Source organism: Flavobacterium frigidimaris, from assembly GCF_002217275.1.
In the GTDB taxonomy this organism is placed as follows: Bacteria; Bacteroidota; Bacteroidia; order Flavobacteriales; family Flavobacteriaceae; genus Flavobacterium; species Flavobacterium aquidurense.
Window position 1 is genome coordinate 13158 of the sequence record NZ_MUGV01000041.1, and the last position, 23564, is coordinate 36721.

The window sequence follows — 23564 nt, forward strand, 5'->3', positions numbered from 1 at the left end:
AGATCCGACGAATACAATTACAACAAAAAAGCTCAAGATTTCTCTGAAGCTTTTATCTTAGTAGTTCGCCGCGGCGAAGACTCGAACCTGTGTCCGCGGCGGCGGATATAAGCATCACGAGCTGTTAGAATTTAAAGCAAAAAAAAGCTCCAGATTTCTCTGAAGCTTTGTCTTAGTAGCGGGAACAGGACTCGAACCTGTGACCTTCGGGTTATGAGCCCGACGAGCTGCCTACTGCTCTATCCCGCGATGTTTCGGGTGCAAAGATAAGCAGTAAATACGGTTGTGGCAAGAAATTACGGAAATATTTTTTTTGATGTCTTTAAAATTAATAAATACTTAATATACAGCTCTTTGTGGTGTTCATGGGGATGGTTTTTGTACTAGAATCAATTTTATAATGAAGTAATTCCTGATACAGATGTTTTTTTTAACCTAATAAAAAGCCAAATGTAGGCTCAGTTTTGTAATCTTTTTGTTTGAGTTTGATGATTTCTAGTCGAAAGGCTTCCTGTTTTGATCTAATAATCTGTTTTGTCTTCTGGTTTTTATATAGTCAATAGTGCTAAAAGTAATCCTTTATTTGCTATACTCTTTTTCGTTTTTAATTTCTTGTTCCAGTCGCTTGTTGATGTCTATTTTTGCGTTGGTAAAAAGAAAGATTGTTGTTCCATATTCGCGGGCATATTGATTTGAAACTTCACCAGTCACTCGGGAGGTTTGAAAGTAAGGACCTGTTTCTGCAATTTCACGACTCTCTTTTTCGTAATCTTTAATTCTTATAAGGTTTTTATACTTCACATTCAGATCAAACCAATTTACATAATCGGCATTAAAAGAAACGGCTCTGATCCCTTTTTTAGAGTAATAATTGATTGCTCCGGCTTGTCCGTAATTATCGCAAAGTACAAGTGTTTTCTCTGAATGAGGAAGAATAGCATAAACCGAATCTGTTTTGCGGGCCAATTCTTTCCACCCCAGCATATCGGCAAAATCTTGTGGCAAAGCATGCTCTTTTCCGTCTTCCCAACGAAGCATTCCCAGATCTTTGTATTTCTCTGGATGTTGCACAATGTATTCCGGGCTTTTGTTTGGAAAAGCCAAATTGTACATCGGAATAAATAATAATAACGGAATCAGAATAAAAACAGGTTGTAAATATCTTTTCCATCCTGTGTTTAAAACTTCAGAAAGAAAGACAGCGCCAAAAGCAATGTAAACAGGGTATAGGCCAATTGCGTAATAAGCCTTTGCCTTAAAATAAATAAAAACGATTAGGGTGAAAAGTAGCGTAGCAAAGAAGAACTTATAATTTGCAAATGGTTTGTAAAACAACAAAGCATACAATCCTGAAAGAATAACGAGAAAGGAACCAATAAAAAACAAAAATTGTTCTTTTAAGAAATCAACACGATCAACATTAACCAGTTGCGTTTCGGCGAGTTCTTTCATATGATGTACAATCGGAAATTGATTGTTATACTGCCACACTAAATTGGGAAGAATCAACAGTAATCCCAAAATCAAGGCAAAATAGAGTTTTTTCTCTGCTAAAATTTTTCTCTGATTAGAAAGTAAAAGAGCGGGTAGGAGTCCGATAAGCAGGAATACAATGTTGTATTTGTTTAGAAAACCAAAAGCAAATACAACTGCTCCTCTATAGAGCCACTTTTTTTCCTGAGTGCTGCTGTATTGAATAACAACATAATAAAAAAGAGTCCAGCATAAAACATCTAACGAATTGGGTTGGTACAATGTATTCAGGCGCAATAAACATGAAAATAAGACACAAGTTGCGCCCAGAATTAAAGCGTATAAATTCCCTTTAAGTGTTTCGATCGTTTTCCAGACCACTATTAAAGTCAATGCACCAAAAAGCGCAGGAAAGAATTTAACCCAGAAAACGGAATTTCCGAGTAAAAATATCAGATAGGAAAACCATGAGGTAACCGGCGGAACGGATAAGTATCCCCAGGCCAAATGATGTGCCTGGTCGAGATGCAGGTATTCATCACGCTGCAAATCGTATTCGGGGCTTATCAATATGTATTGCAAAACAAATTTTAGAATGATAAATGCGATAAGAATTATACTTTTTTTAGTCATAACTATTTTGTTCTAAATAACTTAAGTGTTGCGAATTCTTTAGCTAATATATCATTTATTTTGAATTTCAGGATAATTGTTTATGCTCGATTATGATGCTAAAATAAAATGGTTATTTCGCAAAAATGATTGGTTTAAGACGAAATTAGCTTTAATTTAATAGGAAAGAGTAAAAAAAGCTAAGAATAGTGCTTTATATTAACTCTAAAAAAACGATTTGTTTAAAAAATATTTACAAAATCGTTTTAGTAATTCTATTTTAGTATATATTTGTGTATATTTAACTGCTATAAAAAAACTAATTCTCTCAATGAAAAAGATTACTATAAAGGATATTGCTATAAAAGCTGAAGTATCAATATCTACTGTGTCTTTTGTCATTAATGGTAAAGGGGAGAAAATGGGAATCAGTGCTGCTGTTATAAAAAAAGTCCAGGATATTGCTGAAAAGCTTCATTATAGGCCAAGCATGATTGCAACCAGTTTAAGAACCGGAAAAACAAGATCTATTGGGCTTATTGTGGAGGATATTTCGAATCAGTTTTTTGCTGATTTGGCCAGAGTCATTGAAGATGAGGCTAAAAATATTGATTACAGGGTTTTTTACTGTAGCACAGGTGATGATGACGAACGTTCTGAAGAATTAATACATAGTCTTTTGCAGGCAAATGTAGATGGTTTTATTATTACACCCACGCAAAATCTTGAAGACAAAATTGATCTTCTTTTAAAATTGAAAAAACCTGTAGTATTAGTGGATAGGTATTTTCCGGGACAACAAGTAAGTCATGTTGTAATGGATAATTATGAGGCATCCAATTCGGCTACAAAATTTTTGATTGATAAAGGTTGTAAAAATATTGCTGTTGTTAATATTACCTCTGAAATGATTCAGATGACATTAAGGGAAGACGGTTACAGAGATGCCTTAAAAGAAGTAGGTATGTACAACGAATCGCTTGTTCTTCATGTAAATTATCACAGCAATGAAGAAACAAGAATTGAAGAACTTGTAAATTTTTTCAATAAAAATCCGAAGATAGACGCTGTGCTGTTTTTAGCAAATTATATGGGATTAGCAGGTCTTCAAGCCTTTAGAGGAATGGGAATTAGAATTCCTGAAGACATAGCTGTTATTAGTTTTGATGATCATGATAGTTTTAAATTGCATACGCCTACAATTAGTGTGATTGCACAACCAATTGAAGATATTGCGATTAATGCCATCCAGTTGTTAATGAGCCAGATGACGGATATGGAAGTATTTGAAGTTGAAAAATGTCTTAAAAAAGGGAATTTAATTATTAGAGAATCGGTCTGATTTACTACCACGATTTTGAAAATTAAAAAGAAAGCGGTTCGTTTTTTTTAGCCTTTTTACTAAATCGTTTTAGGTTATTTTAGTGTATAACTCGTAATAAATTATTTCTTCTGTTTTAGAAGAGAAAGATTTCTGAAAAGGAACGCATTTAAATTCGCTTAGTTATAAAAAACAATAAAATGCCAAAGCTTAGATTTTGAAAGAATCAGCATTTGGTGATGTAATAAAATTTTGAAAATTTTGGTTATTTAGTTGAGTTAAGCCGGGTAGGAATACCTGTACCTCCCGGCTTATTTTTTTGCTTATTAATCAAATGCGCAATTGTAAAAGGTTTAAAAATATAGTTTGGCAGCCGTAAAAAGGAAAATGATTTCTGGATATTTTGTTAGTTACTTTTATTCTTAAATAAAACCCTAAAAGGGAAGGAAGCTATTGTGAACATCGATAATCCTCCTCGAACGGCTAACAATTAAATTGAAAATATAAAATAGTAAGTAGTAGTAAAAATGGAATATAAAAAAGGCTTTTATGAGTTCATTGGTGTTTGTCTTGCCAGTATTTCGTTTGCTGTTAATGCTCAGAGTACTGCTATAAAAACGGGTTGGCACTATCGGGAAGTAAAAACTGAAAAATGGTATTCGGCAACGGTTCCGGGTGAAATACATACCGATTTGCTGAATAATAAAATAATAGAAGATCCATTTTACAGAGACAATGAAAAAAAGCTGGTATGGATTGAAAAGAAAGATTGGGAATATAAAACCACTTTTCAGGTCGCGCCGGCACTATTAAAAAAGAAAAATGCCGAATTGGTTTTTGATGGCTTAGACACTTATGCTACGGTTTATTTGAATAATAAAGAAGTTTTAAAAGCCGATAACATGTTCCGTCAATGGCGTGTTGAGGTAAAAAAAATATTAAAGTCAGGAAGTAATGATTTAGTTATCGTTTTCAAATCGGCTCAAAATGTAGCCGATTCACTGGCAAAAAAAGATTTTCCTTTTGTAATTCCGGATAATCCCCGTGCTTATGTCCGTAAAGCACAATACCATTTTGGATGGGATTGGGGACCAAAATTTACCACTTGTGGAATCTGGAAGACGCCACGTCTGGAGGCTTACGACAAAAAGACTCCCGAAAAGACTTATGTGATGAATTGCAAAATAGAATTGGTTCAGCAACCGGACAGTCTGGGTAAGTCGTTTTATTTTAAAATAGATGGAAAACCGGTGTATATGAAAGGCGCGAATTATATTCCGTCAGATGCTTTTCTGTCAAGAGTGACTAAAAAAGAATACGAAAAAGTAATTGGTCTGGCTAAAGATGCCAATATGAATATGCTTCGCGTATGGGGCGGCGGAATTTATGAAGATGATTATTTTTATGATTTATGCGACAAAAACGGAATCTACGTCTGGCAGGATTTTATGTTTGCCGGAACAATGGTGCCAGGCGACAAAGCTTTTTTTGATAATGTAAAAGCCGAAGTGCAATATCAGGTAAAACGTCTTCGTCATCACAAAAGCATTGTTTTGTGGTGTGGCAACAATGAAATCGATGAAGCTTTTAAGAGCTGGGGATGGCAAAAAAGCATGAAAATGGCAAAGCAGGATTCCACTCGTTTATGGCATGATTACGTTCGTTTGTTTCAGGACAGTATTCCGAAATGGGTAAAAGAAGTAGATACAAAACGGCCTTACATTAGCACTTCTCCTTTATTTCATTGGTCTAAAGAGAATAGTATTACAGAAGGTGACAGCCACTATTGGGGAACCTGGTGGGGATTGAAAGATATCGAGATTACGGAGAAAAAAACGGGACGTTTTGTGAGTGAGTACGGAATGCAGGCCATGCCAAATTACGCTTCAGTAGAAGCTTTTACATTGCCGGAAGACCGCTATTTATATTCGGATATTCTGGAAGCGCATCAAAAAGCGGGAAAAGGTTTTATGAAGTTAGATTCGTATCTGAATCGCTATTTTATTGATTCCGATAAAATAAAAAAGATGAGTGTAGAAGATTACACGTATCTCACACAATGCCTGCAATATTATGCGCTAAAGAATATTATCGGAATTCATCGTTCTAAAGCGCCGTACAATATGGGAACATTAGTTTGGCAACTCAACGATTGCTGGCCGGTCGCAAGCTGGAGCGTAACCGATTATTACAACAGAGAGCCCAAAGCCGCCTGGTATGCAATGAAGGAAGCTTACAGAGACGATAAAATCCCTGAAATTGATTTAACGCGACCCAAAGATTTACAATTAGAAGATCCCAAAATAACATGGGAAATAAAGGGAAATAAAGTGGTTTTGAAAGCTTCAAAAGCAGCAAAATACGTGTATGTATCCATACAAGGATACACCGGAAAATGGAGTGATAATTATATCGATTTAAAAGCCGGAGAAGAAAAAACAATTTTGTTTGAAGGGAAAATAGACAAGCCAGTTTTGAAAGTCTTTTCTCTTTATGAGGTTTTGAAAAGGTACTAATTGGGAGGTTCAAAGCGGCAAAGGCTCAAAGGAACAAAGGAAAAAGCTTTGCGAACTTTGCGTAAATCCTTGCGCCCTTTGCGGTTAAATTTTATGGTTAAAGATTAAAAAACAGCTGTGTAAATCCGTTTAATCAGTGTCATCCGTGGCCCGTATTTATACAAGTCAAATAAAAAAGAATATGTTTAAAAAATACAACCAAATAGCGTTTGTCGGAATTTTAGCTTTAAATCTATTTTTTGCTAATCCTGTAATTTCACAGCAAAAAAAGGCAAAAACAACAACTTCAGACTATACGCAATATGTCAATCCGTTTATAGGATCTGCAGGCCATGGTCATGTTTTTGTTGGAGCTAACGTTCCTTTTGGAGCAGTTCAGTTAGGGCCGGTAAATATTTTTGAAGGCTGGGATTGGTGCAGCGGTTACAACTACGCCAGTACTACCATTTTAGGATTTACGCATACACATTTAAGCGGCACCGGAATTGGAGATTTAAATGATATTTTATTGCTTCCGGTTTCTGGAAAAGTGCCTCTTTTTAAGGGTACAAAAGAAGATATGGTAAGCGGTTACGGTTCTTACTTTTCGCATGAAAACGAAGTAAGCAAACCAGGGTATTACAGTGTTTTGTTGGATAAATATAAAGTTAAAGCGGAATTAACGGCCAGCGAAAGAGTTGGTTTTCATAAATATACTTTCAATTCTGCTACAGATTCGCATGTCTTATTAGACCTTGCTGATGGAGTGGGATGGGATAAACCGGTAAAAACATTTATCAAAAAAATAAACGAAACGACACTTGTTGGTTATCGTTTTTCAGAAGGATGGGCTACAGATCAGCGTGTTTATTTTGCAATAGAATTTTCAGAACCCATTTCGGGTTTGGGATTGTACGATGATAAAACTGCTGTAAAAGGAACTGAGGGCGAAGGCTTAAAAATGAAAGCTGTTTTAGATTTTGCCTCTTTAAAAAACAATCAGGTTTTAGTAAAAGTCGGAATTTCGCCTGTGAGTTATGAGAACGCTGCTGCAAATATAAAAGCCGAGATTCCGAATTGGGATTTTGATAAAACAGTAAAAGAAGCTACATCAAAATGGAACAAAGAATTAAGTAAAATCCAGATCAAAGCAGATGATAAAATAATGAAAGTTTTTTATACATCGCTGTATCATACTGCTTTTGCACCTTCTATTTTTAATGATGCGAACGGCGATTACAGAGGAACAGATAAAAAAGTATATGAAAAAGCAAACTTCACCAACTATACTACTTTTTCACTTTGGGATACTTACAGAGGTTTGCATCCCTTATACACGATCACGCAGCCGGATAAAATTAATGACATTGTAAAATCATTTTTAGCCATTTACCAACAGCAGGGAAGATTGCCGGTTTGGCATTTAATGGGGAATGAAACCAATACGATGAATGGAAATCATTCGATCGCTATTATTGTGGATGCTTATTTAAAAGGGTACCGCGATTATGATGTGGCATTGGCTTATGAAGCGATCAAAAAAACAGCCATGCAAACACGTGACGGAATGGATTACGTACAAAAATTAGAATATATTCCGGCTGATAAAATGCTGGAAACGGTTGGAAATGCTTTAGAATATGCTATTGATGATTACTGCGTAGCCCAAATGGCAAAATCACTAAACAAAACGGAAGATTATGCTTATTTTACAAAAAGAGCCAATTTGTATAAACTCTATTTTGATAAAGAAACCACTTTTATGCGCGGTAAATTAACCAATGGAAATTGGAGAACACCATTCAATCCGCTTTCTTCAGCGCACCGTAAAGACGATTATGTTGAAGGAAATGCATGGCAATATACCTGGTTAGTTCCTCAGGACCCTTATGGTTTAATTGATTTATTTGGAAGTGAAAGTAAATTTTTAGCCAAATTAGATTCGCTTTTTCTAATAACAGATAAAGTAGAAGGGGAAGAAGTTTCACCGGATATTAGCGGTTTAATCGGGCAATATGCACAAGGAAATGAGCCAAATCATCATATTCCGTATTTGTATGCCTATGCCGGAGAACCTTGGAAAACAGCCAAATTAATCAGAGAAATTGATGCTAAATTCTATTCGACAAAACCAGATGGTTTATGTGGTAATGAAGATTTAGGACAAATGTCGGCCTGGTATGTTTTATCTTCAATGGGATTTTATTCGGTTAATCCTGCAAATGGAATTTATGTTTTCGGCAGCCCCTTGGTAAACGAAGCGGTAATTCATCATAAAAAAGGAATTTCATTTACAGTAAAAGCAATTGGCAACAGCGCGACAAATATGTACATCCAAAAAGTAGAATATAATGGAAAACCGTACACAAAATCATATTTCACACACGATATGATTGTGAAAGGTGGTGAGTTGAAACTGTATATGGGAAGCCAGCCATCGACAACTTTTGGAGTAAAAAAAGAAGACAGACCACAATAAATGTTAAATTTTAAAAGTGAAAAGTTAGAAGTTAAAACAAAAGAGTCTACAAATTACATTTCACATTTTACAATACACAATTTACAGAATATGAAAATAAAACATTTAATTTTTTTCGCAGTAACGCTATTTTGTTTGCTTACAAATGCACAGGAGAAAATCCTGGATCCGGTAGAATATGTTAATCCATTAATGGGTACACAGTCTCTGCACAGTCTTTCAAACGGAAATACGTATCCGGCAATTTGCAGGCCTTGGGGAATGAATTTCTGGACACCGCAAACCGGTAAAATGGGAGACGGATGGGCTTATATCTACACAGCCGAAAAAATTAGAGGTTTTAAGCAAACGCATCAACCATCGCCATGGATGAACGATTATGGTCAGTTTTCGATTATGCCGGTGACGGGTAAATTGGCTTTCGCCGAAGCAGACAGAGCGAGCTGGTTCAGTCATAAAGCTGAGGTTTCAAAGCCGTATTATTACAGTGTTTATTTGGCAGACTATGATGTTACTACAGAGATTACGGCAACAGAAAGAGCGGCATATTTTCAGATTACTTTTCCTGAAAACGAGCAATCTTCTATTGTAATTGATGCTTTTGACAAAGGTTCATACATCAAAATCATTCCATCAGAAAATAAAATCATCGGATATACAACTCGCAATAGTGGAGGTGTTCCTGCCAATTTTAAGAATTATTTTGTTTTGGTTTTTGATAAGCCATTTACATCGAACTCAACATGGAATGATGCAGGCTTGCAAAAAGACAAATTAGAATTACAGGACAATCATGCCGGAGCTGTGGTTGGTTTTAAAACTAAAAAAGGAGAAATTGTAAACGTAAAAGTAGCTTCTTCTTTTATTAGTCCTGAACAAGCAGAAATGAATTTAAAATCAGAATTAGGAAACGCTTCTTTCAATGAAACTTTCACAGCTTCTAAAAAAGAATGGAACAAAGTTTTGGGTAAAATAGCCGTAGAAAGTAATAATGACGAGCAGTTAAAAACCTTTTATTCTTGTTTGTACCGCGCGACTTGTTTTCCTCAAAAGCAATATGAAATAAACGCAAAAGGCGAAACGGTACATTACAGTCCGTATAACGGAAATGTTGTGCCAGGTTATATGTATGCCGGAACTGGTTTTTGGGACACTTTCCGTGCGCTTTACCCATTGCTGAATTTGGTTTATCCTTCTGTAAACAAAGAAATGCAGGAAGGTTTAATTAATGATTATAAAGAAGGTGGCTTTTTACCAGAATGGTCAAGTCCTGGTTTTAGAAATGTAATGGTGGGGAATAACTCGGCTTCTGTAGTTTCAGATGCTTATATGAAAGGTTTACGTGGTTACGATATCAATATTTTATATGAAGCTTTGGTTCATGGCGCCAATAATGAAGGGCCTATGGATGCTGTAGGAAGAACGGGTGTTTCGTATTACAATACTTTAGGTTATGTTCCGTATGATGTCAAAATTAATGAAAATGCAGCCAGAACCTTGGAGTATGCTTATGATGATTTTGCAATCTGGAAATTAGCAAAAGCGTTAAATCGTCCTAAAAAAGAAATCAGCGTATTTGAGAAACGAATGATGAATTATAAAAAGCTGTATAATCCTGAAATTGGTTTTATGAGTGGTAGAAATAAAGATGGAAGTTTTCCGAAAAATTTCAACCCGTTAAAATGGGGAGATGCTTTTACAGAAGGAAATGCCATGCATTACAGCTGGAGTGTATTTCATGACATTCAGGGTTTAATTGATTTAATGGGCGGACAGAAAAAATTCACAGCGAAATTAGATGCAGTTTTCTCAACACCTCCTGTTTTTGATGACAGTTATTACGGATCTGTTATTCATGAAATTCGCGAAATGCAAATCATGAATATGGGACAATATGCACATGGAAACCAGCCGATTCAGCATATGATTTATTTGTATAATTATGCCGGAGAGCCCTGGAAAACACAATATTGGTCCAGAGAAGTAATGAACCGTTTGTACAAACCAACTCCTGATGGTTATTGCGGTGATGAAGACAATGGACAAACTTCAGCCTGGTATATTTTCTCTGCAATGGGATTTTATCCGGTTTGCCCGGCAACGGACGAATATGTTTTGGGAGCGCCATTGTTTAAGAAATTAACATTGAAACTAGAAAACGGAAAACAACTTATTATAAATGCTCCGAAAAATTCTGAAACCAATAAATATGTTCAGGATTTGAAATGGGATAATGCAGGTTATACTAAAAATTTTATCAACCATTTTGATGTTTTAAAAGGCGGTGAATTGAATTTTGAGATGACAAGCGAGCCAAATTTACAAAGAGGAACATCAGCAAGTGCGTTTCCGTATTCTTATTCAACTTCAAAATAATACTATGCAATCACGTAGAAAATTTATAAAAAACACCGGAATTTTTTCAGCAGGATTATTAGCACTTCAAACCGATGTTTTCGGGATGCAGTCAGAGGCTTTCAATTTTGCTCTTAAGGATTTTATTAGCAAAAGACCTCCATTAGCGGAACGAAAATTTACAAGTAAGGCGGTCGAAGCAGCCATTACCAGAATCAAAAAACAAATTGCAAATCCGGAACTGGCGTGGCTGTTCGAAAATTGTTTTCCAAACACATTGGACACCACAGTCGATTTTGAAATTATCGATGGAAAACCGGATACGTATGTAATTACCGGAGATATCGATGCAATGTGGCTTCGTGATAGTACAGCTCAAATCTGGCCTTATATTCCGTTTGTAAAAGAAGATAAAAAACTGGCAGAATTGGTAAAAGGAGTAATCAATCGTCAGACAAAATGTATTTTGCTGGATCCTTATGCGAATGCTTTTTATAAAGATTTTACCAAAGTCAGTGAATGGAAAAATGACATGACCACAATGCAACCCGGTATCCATGAACGCAAATGGGAAATCGACAGTTTATGTTATCCTATTCGATTGGCACATGGCTATTGGAACGAAACCGGTGATTTAAGTTTATTTGACAGTAAGTGGAAAGAAGCGATGTTATTGGTATTGCAGACTTTCAAAGAGCAACAGCGCTGGCACGATAAAGGGCCTTATACTTTTCAGCGTGAAACGGCCTGGGCCACAGATGGTGTGCCTTTAGGTGGTTACGGATATCCGGTAAAACCTTGCGGCTTGATTGTTTCAACTTTTAGACCAAGTGATGACAGTACTTTATTTGGCTACTTGATTCCGAGTAATATGTTTGCGATTGAGGTTTTGGGTTATTTAATCGAAATCTTTTCGTTGCCGACACTGTTGGACAAAGATTTAGTAGCTAAAGCCAAAGAATTAAGAGAACAGGTTCAGAAAGGTTTAGAAGAAAACGGAATTATTGATCACCCAAAATTTGGTAAAATCATCGCTTTTGAAGTAAACGGTTACGGTAGTTTCCATATGATGGACGACGCGAATGTTCCCTCTTTATTATCATTGCCTTATCTTGGTGCAATTGAGCCGAATAGTCCATTGTATTTAAACACCCGAAAAGTAGTGCTTTCAGAAAACAATCCTTTTTTCTATAAGGGAAAAGCGGGCGAGGGCGTTGGCGGGCCACATACCGGAGCCGATACGATTTGGCCCATGAGTATTGTTTTGAGAGCAATTACAAGTGTCGATGAAACAGAAATCAAAAACTGTATTAGTAATTTGATCAAGACAAATGCAGATACTGGTTTCATGCACGAATCATTTCATAAAGATGATGTGACTAAGTTTACAAGAAAATGGTTTGCCTGGGCAAATACGCTTTTTGGAGAAATGATTGTTCATACGAGCATCAAATATCCTCAGATTTTAAAAGATAAGAATATCTAAAATTAAAAATATAAAATACACTATTAAGAGATTAAGTGTTGAAGTTTAATTGTTTAATAGTTCAATTCAGGAAAATAAGATGAATAAAGAATATGCCGTAGGAATAGACATTGGAGGAACACATATTACCGCAGCGATAATAGATATTGTAAACATGAAAGTGATTGATTTTTCATTGCATAAAGAATCATTCGATTCTAATTTGCCTGTGAAAGAGGTCATGTCTATTTGGGAAAAAGCGATTCGTATTTCAGTAGAAAATTCAAAAGTAGAAGAAATAAAAGGACTAGCTGTATGTATGCCTGGCCCGTTTGACTATACGAATGGACTTTGCTGGATTAAGGACCAGTCAAAATATGAACATTTTTATGGATTAAATGTTCGTTATTTATTTCAGGGCACGCTCAATCTTTCTAACGAATTTCCAATTCTTTTTGAAAACGACGCTGTTTGTTTTGGAAAAGGAGAGGTCTTTAAAGATGCAACAAATCTTTCTAAAAAGGTAATGGCCGTAACACTTGGAACCGGACTTGGTGCTTGTTTTATTGATAAAGGAGTTTCCGTTTCTTCTGGAGAATTAGTTCCTACGGATGGCGAAATTTACAATATTCCATACAAAGAAGGTATTGCTGAAGATTATGTTTCGGCAAGAGGTCTTTTGTCAGCGTATAAAAGCTTAACAGGCGAAAATCTTAATAATGGATTAGAACTTTTTAATCTGGCTGTCGCCGAAGATGAAGTGGCGGTAAAAGTGTTCGAAAAAATGGGAGAAGATTTAGCTTCAGTAGTGATCCCATGGTTAGAAAAATTTGATGCTGATAGTTTTATTATTGGTGGAAAAATTGCAAATGCAAGTGAATTTTTTCTGAATGGCTTCCATAAAAAAGTAAAGGAATCAGGTGTTGAAATTACCGTTTCTGTTTCGACAGATAATGAAATTGCGGCTTTATTAGGAGCTGCAAGTATGCTTTTTACGGTTTGATTTTTTCATAAATTATAAATTCCAACAGACGCTAAAGAACTTTAGAATCTGTTGGAAATAGTATTCCTTAATTCTGATCAAATAGTTTTTGAAAAGAAAAATCAGGCTGACGCATTTCTATTTCATTTTTACCCGATTCTTGTTGTGCTGCTGCAGCATAAACAAACATTTTTTCTTCATAATCTTTGATGGCTGCTGTTATGGTTTCAAACTTTCCATTTGTCAGGTTATCACATAAAACAAGGGTATCAACCAGTCCAACATTTACACCCTGACCAGCAAAAGGCGGCATTAAATGAGCAGCATCACCAATAAGTGTTATAGGTAAAGTGCGATCATTTTTCCAGGATTTATCGAGTCCAATTTTTCTGGTTGGAAGCCCGACAAAAAAGGAAGTTGCATGAAATAAATGATGATAAGATTCGTGCCAGTTAGAAAATCTGTCCGAAAGGAAATTGGCAATACTCTTTGTGTTTTTAAAATCCAACTTGTTAGCAGCTGTTTCGAATCCTTCGGGTTTTTTAAAAATTATACCGTAGCTCAACATGTCCTTGTTTTTAGGATTGGCAACAAAGAGATTACCATTATGAGCGGTCATTAATCTGTTGTCATTACATAGCTGATAAAATTCAGGACAATTTAGTTGAGGTTGGGGAATATCACCTTGTATAATAAAGGTTCCGGTTTCTTCGACTTCGGTATCGGTAACATATTTTCTAACCGAAGACATTCCGCCGTTGGCTCCAATAACAAAATCGGCAACTTCATCCCTTTCATTTTCAAAATGTAAAACCCATTTTCCGTCTTTTGTTGAAAGACCGGTGAGTTTTCTGTTCCAAACAACAGTATCATCTCTTAAACTGTCGAGTATAATTTTTCGTAAATCGTTTCTATTGATTTCAGGATTATCGTATTGTGGAGTTCTGGAAGTTATGGTTTTGCATTGTTCATCTGTCATGATGATGCCCATTGGCAGGGCTATGTTGTAATAACTTTCGAGTAGTCCTGCTTTTTGCAAAGCATCCTGTCCTGAACCTTTGTGTAGGTCAAGCGTACCGCCCCAAATTCTGGTTTGTGGATTTTCGTCTCTTTCGTAAACGGTTACTTTTATGCTGTTTTGCAGTAGTAATTTTGCCATGGTAAGACCAACGGGTCCCGCACCAATTATAGCTACTTTTTTATCTTTTAATAACATGAGTTTGTCTGTTTTATTTAGAAGACAAAATTCATGAAAGTTCCTGTGTTAGGATTGTACAAATGCGACAAAATCACTTAAGACCTGTTTTTCTTTTTTTCCTTTTCGGGCAAAAGCAGCAGGTGTAATACCGCTGTAACGCTTAAATTCCCTGCTTAAATGAGATTGATCTGTATAACCAACTTCAGGCGCTAAGCCGGCAAGATTTGTATCCGGATAAAGCCATAAATGATTCCGAACCTGCTCAAAACGCATTAAGCCCGATACATCTTTTACAGTATGGCCGGAGGATTGCTTGAAATTTCGCTCTAGTGTGCGTACCGTTGTATGCACTTCTGCAGCAATCTGATTTACTGTGATTTTTCCATTGCTATTTTTTAAGGCACTACCCGCTTTAGACAGCAAAGCGTTGTTTATAGTATCGGAATGTAGATCTGTAAAATACTTTTGGACAAATGCTATTGCTTCCTCAATTTGACCAGAAGTGATAAATTCTTGTAAAATAGGCTGAAGTCCGACAATGGGATGTTCAAATATTTGTACGCCACTTTTGCCCGAAGGCAGTCCGAGTAAATCAAAAACAGTCCACGGAAAGCATCGGATTCCAATGATTTCTAAACTCTTTTTTGAATTAAAAATAGCAGGCTGATTCAATAGTCCCATAATAAATGGGGAAGGTAATGGTTCCAATACCCCATTGTGTAGTACACTGCAACCGCTTCCGAAGTGAAAAATAATTTCAGCATAACCATCAGGCATTACTTCAAAATTTGATGCTGTTTCTCCTAATTCTGTTTTGTTGTACCAAAAACATTTGATGGCATTTTGTAGTGCCGGTGGAGATTCAAATTCCTGATGAAACATTTTGGAAGATTGCATATTTGATTGTGCTTGTACATCAAAGGTATTTAAAAATGTCGAGAAGAGGTGGAACGAAAACTTTATATAACGCCAAAACAGTATCACGAAAAATGATACTGTCTCAGCTTACCAAAAAATGAAAAAATTAATCCCTATCGTAAGAAAATTGGATTCCTGCTGTGCCTCCTGTTTTAATAAACAGTTGCATAAATTCCTGCGCTGTTTCGGAACGACTCCAGTCACGTTGCAATTCACAAAATAATTGCGGCACACTCACCAGGATTGCCCCCGCTTGCTCCATTCTTCGTAGTGCCGCATTATGTGCTTCCAGAGAAGTTCCGCCTACAGCATCGGCTACTATATAAACTTCATAACCTTCTTTTAAGGCATCAAGGGCGGGAAACGTAAGACAGGCTTCTGTCCATAAAGCTGTCATTATTAATTTTTTCTTTCCCGTTGCTTTAACAGCTTCTAAAAATTCCTTGTCTTCCCAAGAATTGATAGTGGTTCTGTCATACGAAGGAACTCCATCTAATTCTCTTTTTAGTTGAGGAATCGTTTCTTTATTAAATCCTGTTTTTACATTTACGGTCGAAAGTACAATAGGTAAATCGTAAACTTTGGCCATTTTTGCAACACCGCTAATATTATTGATAAGGATCTGTCTGTCCATTGAAGCAATAGAATTGACTTGTACCGGTTGATAATCAATAATGATTAATGCTGCATTTTCCGGAGTTAAAAGGTGATCATTTTTTTGATCGCGAATAGGTAAACTGCTCATGATTTCTAAGTATTATTATTATTATTATTGAGTTTGTAGCGTATTATTTTTTTGATATTCCGACATTTTCGGCCTTTAAGAAACTTTCAATTACGGCTTGATAATTTGGCATTACGGTAGAGTAAGCTTCTGCAAATTGTAAAGCATCAGGACGATTCCATGTTTTTTGAATCTCGCTGCAAACGGCTGTTGTACTTATTGGTATTACTCCGGCAAGTGATAATCTTGCAATTGTAGCTTGCGATGACAAAGTACTCATGTCTCCTGAGGCATCAATAACAGCAAATACTTCATAACCCTCGGATACAGCTGATATAGAAGGAAAAGCGACACATACACTGGTTAATACGCCGCCAATAATTAATTTTTTCTTCCCTGTTTTTTTTACCGCTTCAACAAAAGCCGGAGTATCCCAGGAGTTGATTTCTCCATTTCTGGGTACATAAACGGCGTGTGGCGCATATTTATGAATTTCAGGCATCAACGGACCATTAGGACCATTTGGTTCTGAAGCCGTTGTTATCACAGGAATATTTTCTATTGCTGCGATTTTGGCTAAGGTGGCGACATTGTTGCGTAATGAGGTGACATCAATATCTTTTACGGTTTGAAATAAGCCACTCTGATGATCGATAAGCAGGATTGCTACATCATCTGAATTAATTCTTGTTACTACTGACATTTTTTTAAGTTTTTTGTTGTTATTAAGTTTTATTAAATTATTCTTGCGGAAATTCGCCATCCATTTTGATAAGTACATCATCCTTAAGTCCGTCAAAAGGTAAAATCAATCCAACCTTAAAATCAGAACGTTTTAGTGTCGCCAGAACCTGAAAACCGGATGTGATCTTCTTTGAATTTGGATTAAGCATTGTTCCTCTGTATAGAAAATCAACAATGATTTCTTTTGTAAAACCATGCATACTCAAATTCCCTGCAACCTTGTAATTGTTTTTACTGCTCTCTCTGATTGCAGTACTTTTAAAATGTAGCGTAGGGTATTTTTCGACATCAAAAAAGTTAGGTCCCCGTAAGTCTTCGTCCCTTCCTTCCGAACTGGTGAATATCGAATTTGTTTCTGCTGATAATTCAAAAGAGGCATCGCTAAAGTCTGCTTTTGAATTGGTTACTGTCAAATCAAAATTGGTAAACTGTCCCACAATATCATTAATCATCATATGTGTAACGGTAAAACCAAGTCTTGAATGCTCTTTGTCATTTTTCCATATTGTTTTATTTTCCATTTCCTTTTTATTTAATTATTTATTCCAAATACCCAAATTTTCCCATATTAACATCATTCATCGCCTGGATGATTTCCTGTTTTGTATTCATAACAAAAGGGCCATGGGCGACTATTGGTTCATTGATAGGCTCTCCACTTAAAATAAGTACGACAGCATCTTCAAGTGCCTGAATGGTAAATTCTTCCCCTTCATTTGCAAATAGTAAAAAATGATTTTCGGATACATTTTGATCATCATTCACGCTAATGTTTCCTTCAATTACAAGAAGAGCCGAGTTATAGTGCGCCGGAAAATTAAAAGTCGCAGAAGCTCCTTTGTTTAATTTGGCATTAAATAAATTTACAGGAGTAAAAGTGGTAGCTGCTCCTAAAGTCCCACTGTATTCACCTGCAATAACTTCTATTTCGCCACCTTCATTAGGTAATAGGTGTTTGTTAATGTCATTATTGGAGATACCCTGATATTTGGGCTTTGTCATTTTATCCTTCGCAGGAAGATTTACCCAAAGCTGTACCATTTGAAAATGGCCACCTTCTTTGCTGAATTCCTCTTCGTGGTATTCTTTATGTAAAATTCCTGATGCGGCAGTCATCCATTGTACATCTCCTTCGCCAATTACACCGCTATTTCCAGAGCTGTCGTGATGTGCTACCTTTCCTTTATAGGCAATAGTGACGGTTTCAAAACCTCTGTGTGGGTGTACGTCAACCCCTCTTAATTTATTGGTGGGCGGAAAATAAAATTTAGAATTATAATCCATCATAATAAACGGACTCATTCGTTCCATGCTCATTCCATACGGAATAAAATTATGTACTCTAAATCCGTCACCAACCATGTGCGGAGCCGGTGGTGCAAATACTTGCTCTATTTTTTTAGTTTTCATTTTCGTGTGATTCTTTAGTATGAAACAATGAGTTAGCCTGATACTCGGGATGTTTGTCGATGTATGCTTTGATGAAAGGACAATAAGGTTTTACTTTAAGATGATGTTCTTCTGCATAATCAAGAACATATTTTGCTATATAGGCAGCAATTCCTTTTCCTCCTAATTCGGGAGGAACTTCAGTATGGATATAAGAAATGCCACCATCAAACAATTTGTATTGTTCAAACGCGATATAGCCATCTAAATGGATCTCAAAACGCTGGTCTTTTTCGTTGTTTATAACTGTGTATTCCATGATGTAATTTTTAGTATTGTAAAATTACTATGGATAAAAGAGGAAGTACTTGACCTATGGTAAGAAATGCAAAAAGGAAGAAATATGAATAAATTTTATTCAGTTGCAGAAATGAAGTAACAGCATAAAGGTTTCAGAATTTAATTTGAAACAGGAGTACAGTTAGCAAGCAATTTATGGCTTGAAATTTTTTCTGGCCAGCTCTTTTCGCACCCTGCTTAGGCTTTCAGGGGTAATGCCAAGATAAGAAGCAATCATTTGAAGTGGTATTCTACAAGTAATTTCACGATATGTTTCGATAAAATCTAAGTATTTTTTTTCGGCTGAGGCTGCTAATAAATAGTTGATCCTTTTCTGCATTTGTCTGATGTTTTTTTGCAGTGCTAGTGTATTAAAACGAGCAAACTTACCAGATAGTTTTTCGGCTGCTTTGATAAAATCTTTGTGGATGTACACGACTACAGCATCCTCGATTACATCGATGAATAATTCTGCAGGTTCATCAAAATAAAAACTACTTCGGTCTGCAATCCACCAATTTTCAGAAGCAAACTGAATAATATGATTCTTACCCATTTCATCTATAGTATAGGAGCGTAACATCCCTTTGCAAACAAAAAAGGCCCGATTACAAATTTGATTTTCCTTTAATAAAACAGTTCCTTTTTTTACTTCAAGCAAATAAACCAAATGCTCCAATTCGCTATACTCGTTTTCTGAGAGACCAGTATTATCAATGATATATTTTTTAAATTGTTCCAGCATTTGTGTTAGGAGATTTTGTTTATGCAAAAATAGGCAGCTTGTAAAAAAATACGGTATTAGACATTAAATTTAAAAAAAATATTCCTTAAAATTTGATAATATTTGAGTTTCTACAGGTCTTGATCTTACTTTTTTTACAATTCAAAATTTTGTAAATTTATATCTTTATTTATTTGATTTTTAATGGTTTATAATTGTTTAAAAAAATGGAAAGAAGCGCTGTAACTTTACCAAATGAGTCTGACGATATATTTTTAACAGATGGCGGACTAGAAACGACCTTAATCTTCCTTGAAGGATTTGAATTGCCTTATTTCGCGGCTTTTGATTTATTAAAGGAGAGTAAAGGATACGACGCAATTAAAAATTACTATTCCCGATATTTAAAAATTGCAAAAAAGTACAAGACCAATTTTATTTTAGAAAGCCCAACCTGGCGCACGAATCCAGATTGGATTGAAAAAATTGGTTACTCTGGAAATCAGTTAGCTGAGTTAAATGAAAAAGCCGTAAAGCTTTTAGTAGATTTAAAAACGGAATTTGAAAATAAAATCGATTCCATTCTTATTAGCGGTTGTGTAGGCCCGAGAGGTGACGGCTACGCTCCCGACAATTGTATGACTACCCAGGAAGCACAACACTATCACGGCCAACAAATAAAAACTTTAAGCCAAACGGCTGTTGATTTTATTTCTGCTTTAACAATGAATTATGCAGAAGAAGCAATTGGTATCGTTGAAGCAGCTGCGTCTTTTGATCTTCCAGTTGTGATATCCTATACGGTAGAAACAGATAGTAAATTACCAACGGGAATGAGTTTAAAAGAGGCTATCGAAAAAGCAGATAAAAATGTTAGTGTTCCGCCACTATATTTTATGATTAATTGTGCGCATCCCACTCATTTTTTAAATGAATTAAAAGAACATGCAAAAGAAGAGTGGGTGAAACGGATAAAAGGCATCAGGGCAAATGCATCCTGTAAAAGCCATGCCGAACTAGACGAAGCAATAGAACTCGATAGAGGAGTGCCAAAGGATTTAGGAGAGGAATATAAAAAATTGAAAGATTCTTTTCCGCACTTAAATGTTTTTGGCGGTTGTTGTGGAACGGATGAAGAGCATATTGTAGAAATTATGGATCAAATAATAAGATAAAATCTAATATGCTTGTAAACAAAAAAGCTCCAGATTTCTCTGAAGCTTTGTGTTGACTAGTAGCCCGTAGCGGAATCGAACCGCTCTTACATGGATGAAAACCATGCGTCCTAACCGATAGACGAACGGGCCTGCTTTTCTAATGCGGGTGCAAAAATGCGAATAATTTTAAAATACACAAAAATATTTTTTCAAAAAATGGTTTTAGGCCATTGCGAAAATATCCTATTTAGCAATAATCGGGCGTAAACAAATTGGGTCAGGAAAAGTGTATTTGTTTGATTAATAATTGGTTGTTTTATACGAAAAACAGAGGGTAAAGAAGTTTTTTTTCACATTTTATTAAAATCATACTATTTTAAAAAAATTGAAAATAATTTGTTTTGAAAGAATATTCTTTAGTGATGTTTCGTTTTTAGAAGTGCTTCTTCAGGAAATTGCGTAAATTTTACTTAGCAAAAAGGAGCTTTTAAAAGATATTAGTTTTAAAGTCAGACTTTATAGGGTTACCTTTTATCATTTATATTCGTTCAAAATTATACAAGGTTAGTCCTAATGTCTTTCGGGATTCTTCAGTGGTACCAATTAATTCCTCGAAGAACAGGATTACTATAGTTTTAAAACTATAATAGTCCCAAAACGTTATGCCGCATTACTTATGGTAACTATCAATTACCACTTATAATTCTGACTTTTATAAGTGGTAATTCTAACAAAAACTTTAGAATTAAAAACTGAATTCGTATATTGTTCTGCTAAAATTAACTATGCAAAGCATATACATTTTAAAATATTGCCCTCAAACGTTTTTCAGTTCATTTTAATAGAAATCATCCAGATTATGAAAAAATCATTAGTGCTCTTCATTGCGTTCTTAGCTTTTACAGCGTGCTCAAAACATCAAGGAAAAAAGAATATTGCGATCACCGGAATAGATTCTACATTGCGACCTGGTAATGATTTTTTTAAATATGTAAATGGCAAATGGTATGATTCTGTACAAATACCGGCATCTCAAGCTGGAGTTGGTGCCTATATGTTTATGAATTACCCACAGCGAATGCGCCTGCAAGGAATATTGGACAGCATTTCACAAAGCAAGAATCCGGCAGGAAGTATAGCACAAAAGGTAGGCGACTTTTATGCATCAGGTATGGATACCGTAACCATTGACAAACGGGGTTATGCACCTATCAAACCGTTACTTGCCAAAATTGATGCAATTAGCGATTTACCATCCTTAATGAATTTTGTGGTTAATGAAGAGAAATTGGGCAATTCTTCTATTATAGGTTTTGGAGTATCACCTGATGAAAAAAACAGCAGTATGAATATTGCTCAAATCTATCAAACGGGTATCGGTTTGCCTGACAGGGACTATTATTTCAAATCAGATTCATCAACTGTTGCTATACAGGAAGCTTACAAAAAATACCTTACTACCTTATTTCAACAAACAGGAAGTAATGCCCAGCAGGCTACATCCAATGCTGCTTTGGTTTACGATATTGACAAGCAATTCGCCGTTTCGCATAAAACAAAAGTGGAACTTCGTGATGTGCAGGCAAATTATAATAAAATAGCTGTGGCAGATCTTGTAAAAAGACATTCCAATATTGACTGGACTACTTTTTTGAATAAATTAGGTGCTAAAACTGATTTCATTAATGTAGGGCAACCTGCCTATTATGATGCCCTTAATAAACTCTTAAAAACCATCCCTATTAATAGTTGGAAAATTTATCTGAAAGCAAATTCTATAGAAAGATACGCAGATGATTTAAGTAAACCTTTTGTCGATGCCTCATTTGAGTATACCAAAGTGCTTTCTGGTCAGGCTGTTCAAAAATCACGTGGCGAAAAAATGGCTAGTGTTCTTGACACCTACCTGGGCGAAGCATTAGGTCAATTGTATGTAAAGAAATATTTTTCGGAAGATGCTAAAAAACGTATGTTAACTCTCGTGAACAATTTGCAAAAAGCTTATGCGGTAAGAATTGATAAATTAGAATGGATGAGTCAAAGTACAAAACAAAAAGCTAAAGAAAAATTGGCAGCCATGACCAAGAAAATAGGATATCCTGATAAATGGAAAGATTATAGCAATGTACATATAGCCAGGGATACCTATTTTGAGAATATGGTTTCGGCCGCAACAGCTGCCTATCAATTTGAATTGGCAAAATTGGGCAAACCAGTCGATAAATCAGAATGGTATACTACAGTTCCAACCGTTACGGCCTATAATAATCCTACTGCAAATGAAATTGTTTTTCCGGCAGGTATTTTACAAGCCCCTTATTTTGATAATAATGCAGATGATGCGCTTAATTATGGAGGAATCGGAATGGTTATAGGCCACGAAATAACCCATACTTTTGATGATCAGGGAGCTCAATACGACAAAGATGGCAATTTAAAAAACTGGTGGACAAAAGAGGATTATGCTAAGTTTAAGTCAAAAATACAACAGGTTATCAATTTGTACAGTACCTACACCGTTTTAGACAATCTACACATTAATGGTGCAATGACAGTTGGCGAAAATACGGCGGATATTGCCGGAATCGCAGTTGCTTATGATGCTTTTAAAATGACCCAGGAAGGACAAGGGAATACAAAAATTGATGGTTTTACTCCAGACCAACGCTTTTTCATTTCGATAGCCAAAATATGGAGAGTAAAAATGAAAGACGAGTTCCTGCGTTTGTGGATTAACAATAATCCACATTCTCCACCAAATTGGCGTGTTAATGGTCCTCTAATGAATACTACACCTTTTTATGAAGCATTTAAGGTACAATCTGGAGATAAAATGTTTTTACCGAAGAAAGACAGAATAACGATTTGGTAATTTCGCTCTTCGAAGTGTTCCCATGAAAAACTGCGCAAATGCCTCCGTGAACTTTGCGCAGTTTTTTTGGTTTCTTAGGGAATATAAATTTTATAAAAGTCTCCAGACTTTTTACGATTAGTTCTTGTTATTGTCTTGTGTTTTTTTACATTCAGAAAAAATAGTCTACGAAAATTGGCTTTAAAGTCTGAGACTTTATGAAGTTTCTGTTTCAATTATATTTGTTTAAAATGGCGCAAAGTCAGAAACATTTGCAGCGTAAAGAAGAACACTTCGTAGAGCGTCGGTTTTTCTTATTAGCGGGAAGCATTCAAATA

Annotated in this window: 17 protein-coding genes and 2 tRNA genes; 8 read left to right on the top strand and 11 right to left on the bottom strand. The window is 35.7% G+C overall.

The genetic code is table 11. The annotated features are described in order from the left end of the window. Positions 1-176: 176 nt before the first annotated feature. Both B0A65_RS20600 and B0A65_RS20605 read right to left on the bottom strand, forming a co-directional pair. A tRNA-Met gene (locus B0A65_RS20600) sits at positions 177-249 on the bottom strand. Positions 250-579: 330 nt separating this feature from the next. Beyond that, on the bottom strand, positions 580-2106 hold the full coding sequence (locus tag B0A65_RS20605) for an ArnT family glycosyltransferase (protein WP_074664105.1): 1527 nt from the start codon (positions 2104-2106) through the stop codon (positions 580-582). 310 nt (positions 2107-2416) lie between these two features. Between B0A65_RS20605 and B0A65_RS20610 the strand changes: the two genes are divergently transcribed. From B0A65_RS20610 to B0A65_RS20635, 6 genes are all read left to right on the top strand, one after another. Further along, positions 2417-3427 (top strand): LacI family DNA-binding transcriptional regulator, encoded by a 1011-nt coding sequence (locus B0A65_RS20610; protein WP_074664107.1) that lies wholly within the window; start codon positions 2417-2419, stop codon positions 3425-3427. A gap of 506 nt (positions 3428-3933) precedes the next feature. Continuing rightward, the gene (locus tag B0A65_RS20615; RefSeq protein WP_074664109.1) at positions 3934-5922 is read left to right on the top strand and encodes a beta-mannosidase; all 1989 of its coding nucleotides are present in this window, start codon (positions 3934-3936) and stop codon (positions 5920-5922) included. A gap of 181 nt (positions 5923-6103) precedes the next feature. Further along, a complete protein-coding gene (locus B0A65_RS20620; RefSeq protein ID WP_074664111.1) occupies positions 6104-8380 on the top strand; it encodes a GH92 family glycosyl hydrolase in 2277 nt (758 codons plus the stop codon). 90 nt (positions 8381-8470) lie between these two features. Then, a complete protein-coding gene (locus B0A65_RS20625; RefSeq protein WP_074664137.1) occupies positions 8471-10756 on the top strand; it encodes a GH92 family glycosyl hydrolase in 2286 nt (761 codons plus the stop codon). Between the two features lie 4 nt (positions 10757-10760). Then, entirely contained in the window at positions 10761-12221 is a 1461-nt protein-coding gene (locus B0A65_RS20630; RefSeq protein ID WP_074664139.1) for a glycoside hydrolase family 125 protein, read from the top strand. A 79-nt stretch (positions 12222-12300) separates the two neighbouring features. After that, a complete protein-coding gene (locus B0A65_RS20635; protein ID WP_074664113.1) occupies positions 12301-13203 on the top strand; it encodes an ROK family protein in 903 nt (300 codons plus the stop codon). A 67-nt stretch (positions 13204-13270) separates the two neighbouring features. Here the strand turns inward: B0A65_RS20635 and B0A65_RS20640 are convergent, their stop codons facing one another. From B0A65_RS20640 to B0A65_RS20675, 8 genes are all read right to left on the bottom strand, one after another. After that, a complete protein-coding gene (locus tag B0A65_RS20640) occupies positions 13271-14398 on the bottom strand; it encodes an FAD-dependent oxidoreductase (protein ID WP_074664115.1) in 1128 nt (375 codons plus the stop codon). Positions 14399-14446: 48 nt separating this feature from the next. Further along, positions 14447-15277, bottom strand: a complete 831-nt coding sequence (locus B0A65_RS20645) for a helix-turn-helix domain-containing protein (protein ID WP_074664117.1) — start codon at positions 15275-15277, stop codon at positions 14447-14449. Between the two features lie 127 nt (positions 15278-15404). Then, on the bottom strand, positions 15405-16043 hold the full coding sequence (locus tag B0A65_RS20650) for a hydrolase (protein ID WP_074664119.1): 639 nt from the start codon (positions 16041-16043) through the stop codon (positions 15405-15407). A gap of 43 nt (positions 16044-16086) precedes the next feature. After that, complete coding sequence (locus tag B0A65_RS20655; RefSeq protein WP_074664142.1) at positions 16087-16725, bottom strand: isochorismatase family protein; 639 nt, start codon at positions 16723-16725, stop codon at positions 16087-16089. 37 nt (positions 16726-16762) lie between these two features. Next, positions 16763-17287 (bottom strand): YceI family protein, encoded by a 525-nt coding sequence (locus tag B0A65_RS20660; RefSeq protein WP_074664121.1) that lies wholly within the window; start codon positions 17285-17287, stop codon positions 16763-16765. 19 nt (positions 17288-17306) lie between these two features. Beyond that, on the bottom strand, positions 17307-18176 hold the full coding sequence (locus B0A65_RS20665) for a pirin family protein (protein ID WP_074664123.1): 870 nt from the start codon (positions 18174-18176) through the stop codon (positions 17307-17309). Next, the gene (locus B0A65_RS20670; protein ID WP_074664125.1) at positions 18166-18474 is read right to left on the bottom strand and encodes a GNAT family N-acetyltransferase; all 309 of its coding nucleotides are present in this window, start codon (positions 18472-18474) and stop codon (positions 18166-18168) included. Before B0A65_RS20670 ends, B0A65_RS20665 begins: the two co-directional genes overlap by 11 nt. A 174-nt stretch (positions 18475-18648) precedes the next feature. Further along, positions 18649-19239 (bottom strand): Crp/Fnr family transcriptional regulator, encoded by a 591-nt coding sequence (locus B0A65_RS20675; protein ID WP_074664127.1) that lies wholly within the window; start codon positions 19237-19239, stop codon positions 18649-18651. Between the two features lie 206 nt (positions 19240-19445). Between B0A65_RS20675 and B0A65_RS20680 the strand changes: the two genes are divergently transcribed. Beyond that, complete coding sequence (locus tag B0A65_RS20680) at positions 19446-20393, top strand: homocysteine S-methyltransferase family protein (RefSeq protein ID WP_074664129.1); 948 nt, start codon at positions 19446-19448, stop codon at positions 20391-20393. 60 nt (positions 20394-20453) lie between these two features. On the opposite strand, the gene B0A65_RS20685 is transcribed toward B0A65_RS20680, so the two are convergent. Continuing rightward, positions 20454-20525, bottom strand: a tRNA-Glu gene (locus B0A65_RS20685). A 709-nt stretch (positions 20526-21234) separates the two neighbouring features. On the opposite strand from B0A65_RS20685, the gene B0A65_RS20690 reads away from it, so the two are divergent. Then, positions 21235-23247 (top strand): M13 family metallopeptidase, encoded by a 2013-nt coding sequence (locus B0A65_RS20690; RefSeq protein ID WP_074664131.1) that lies wholly within the window; start codon positions 21235-21237, stop codon positions 23245-23247. The last annotated feature ends 317 nt before the right edge of the window (positions 23248-23564 follow it).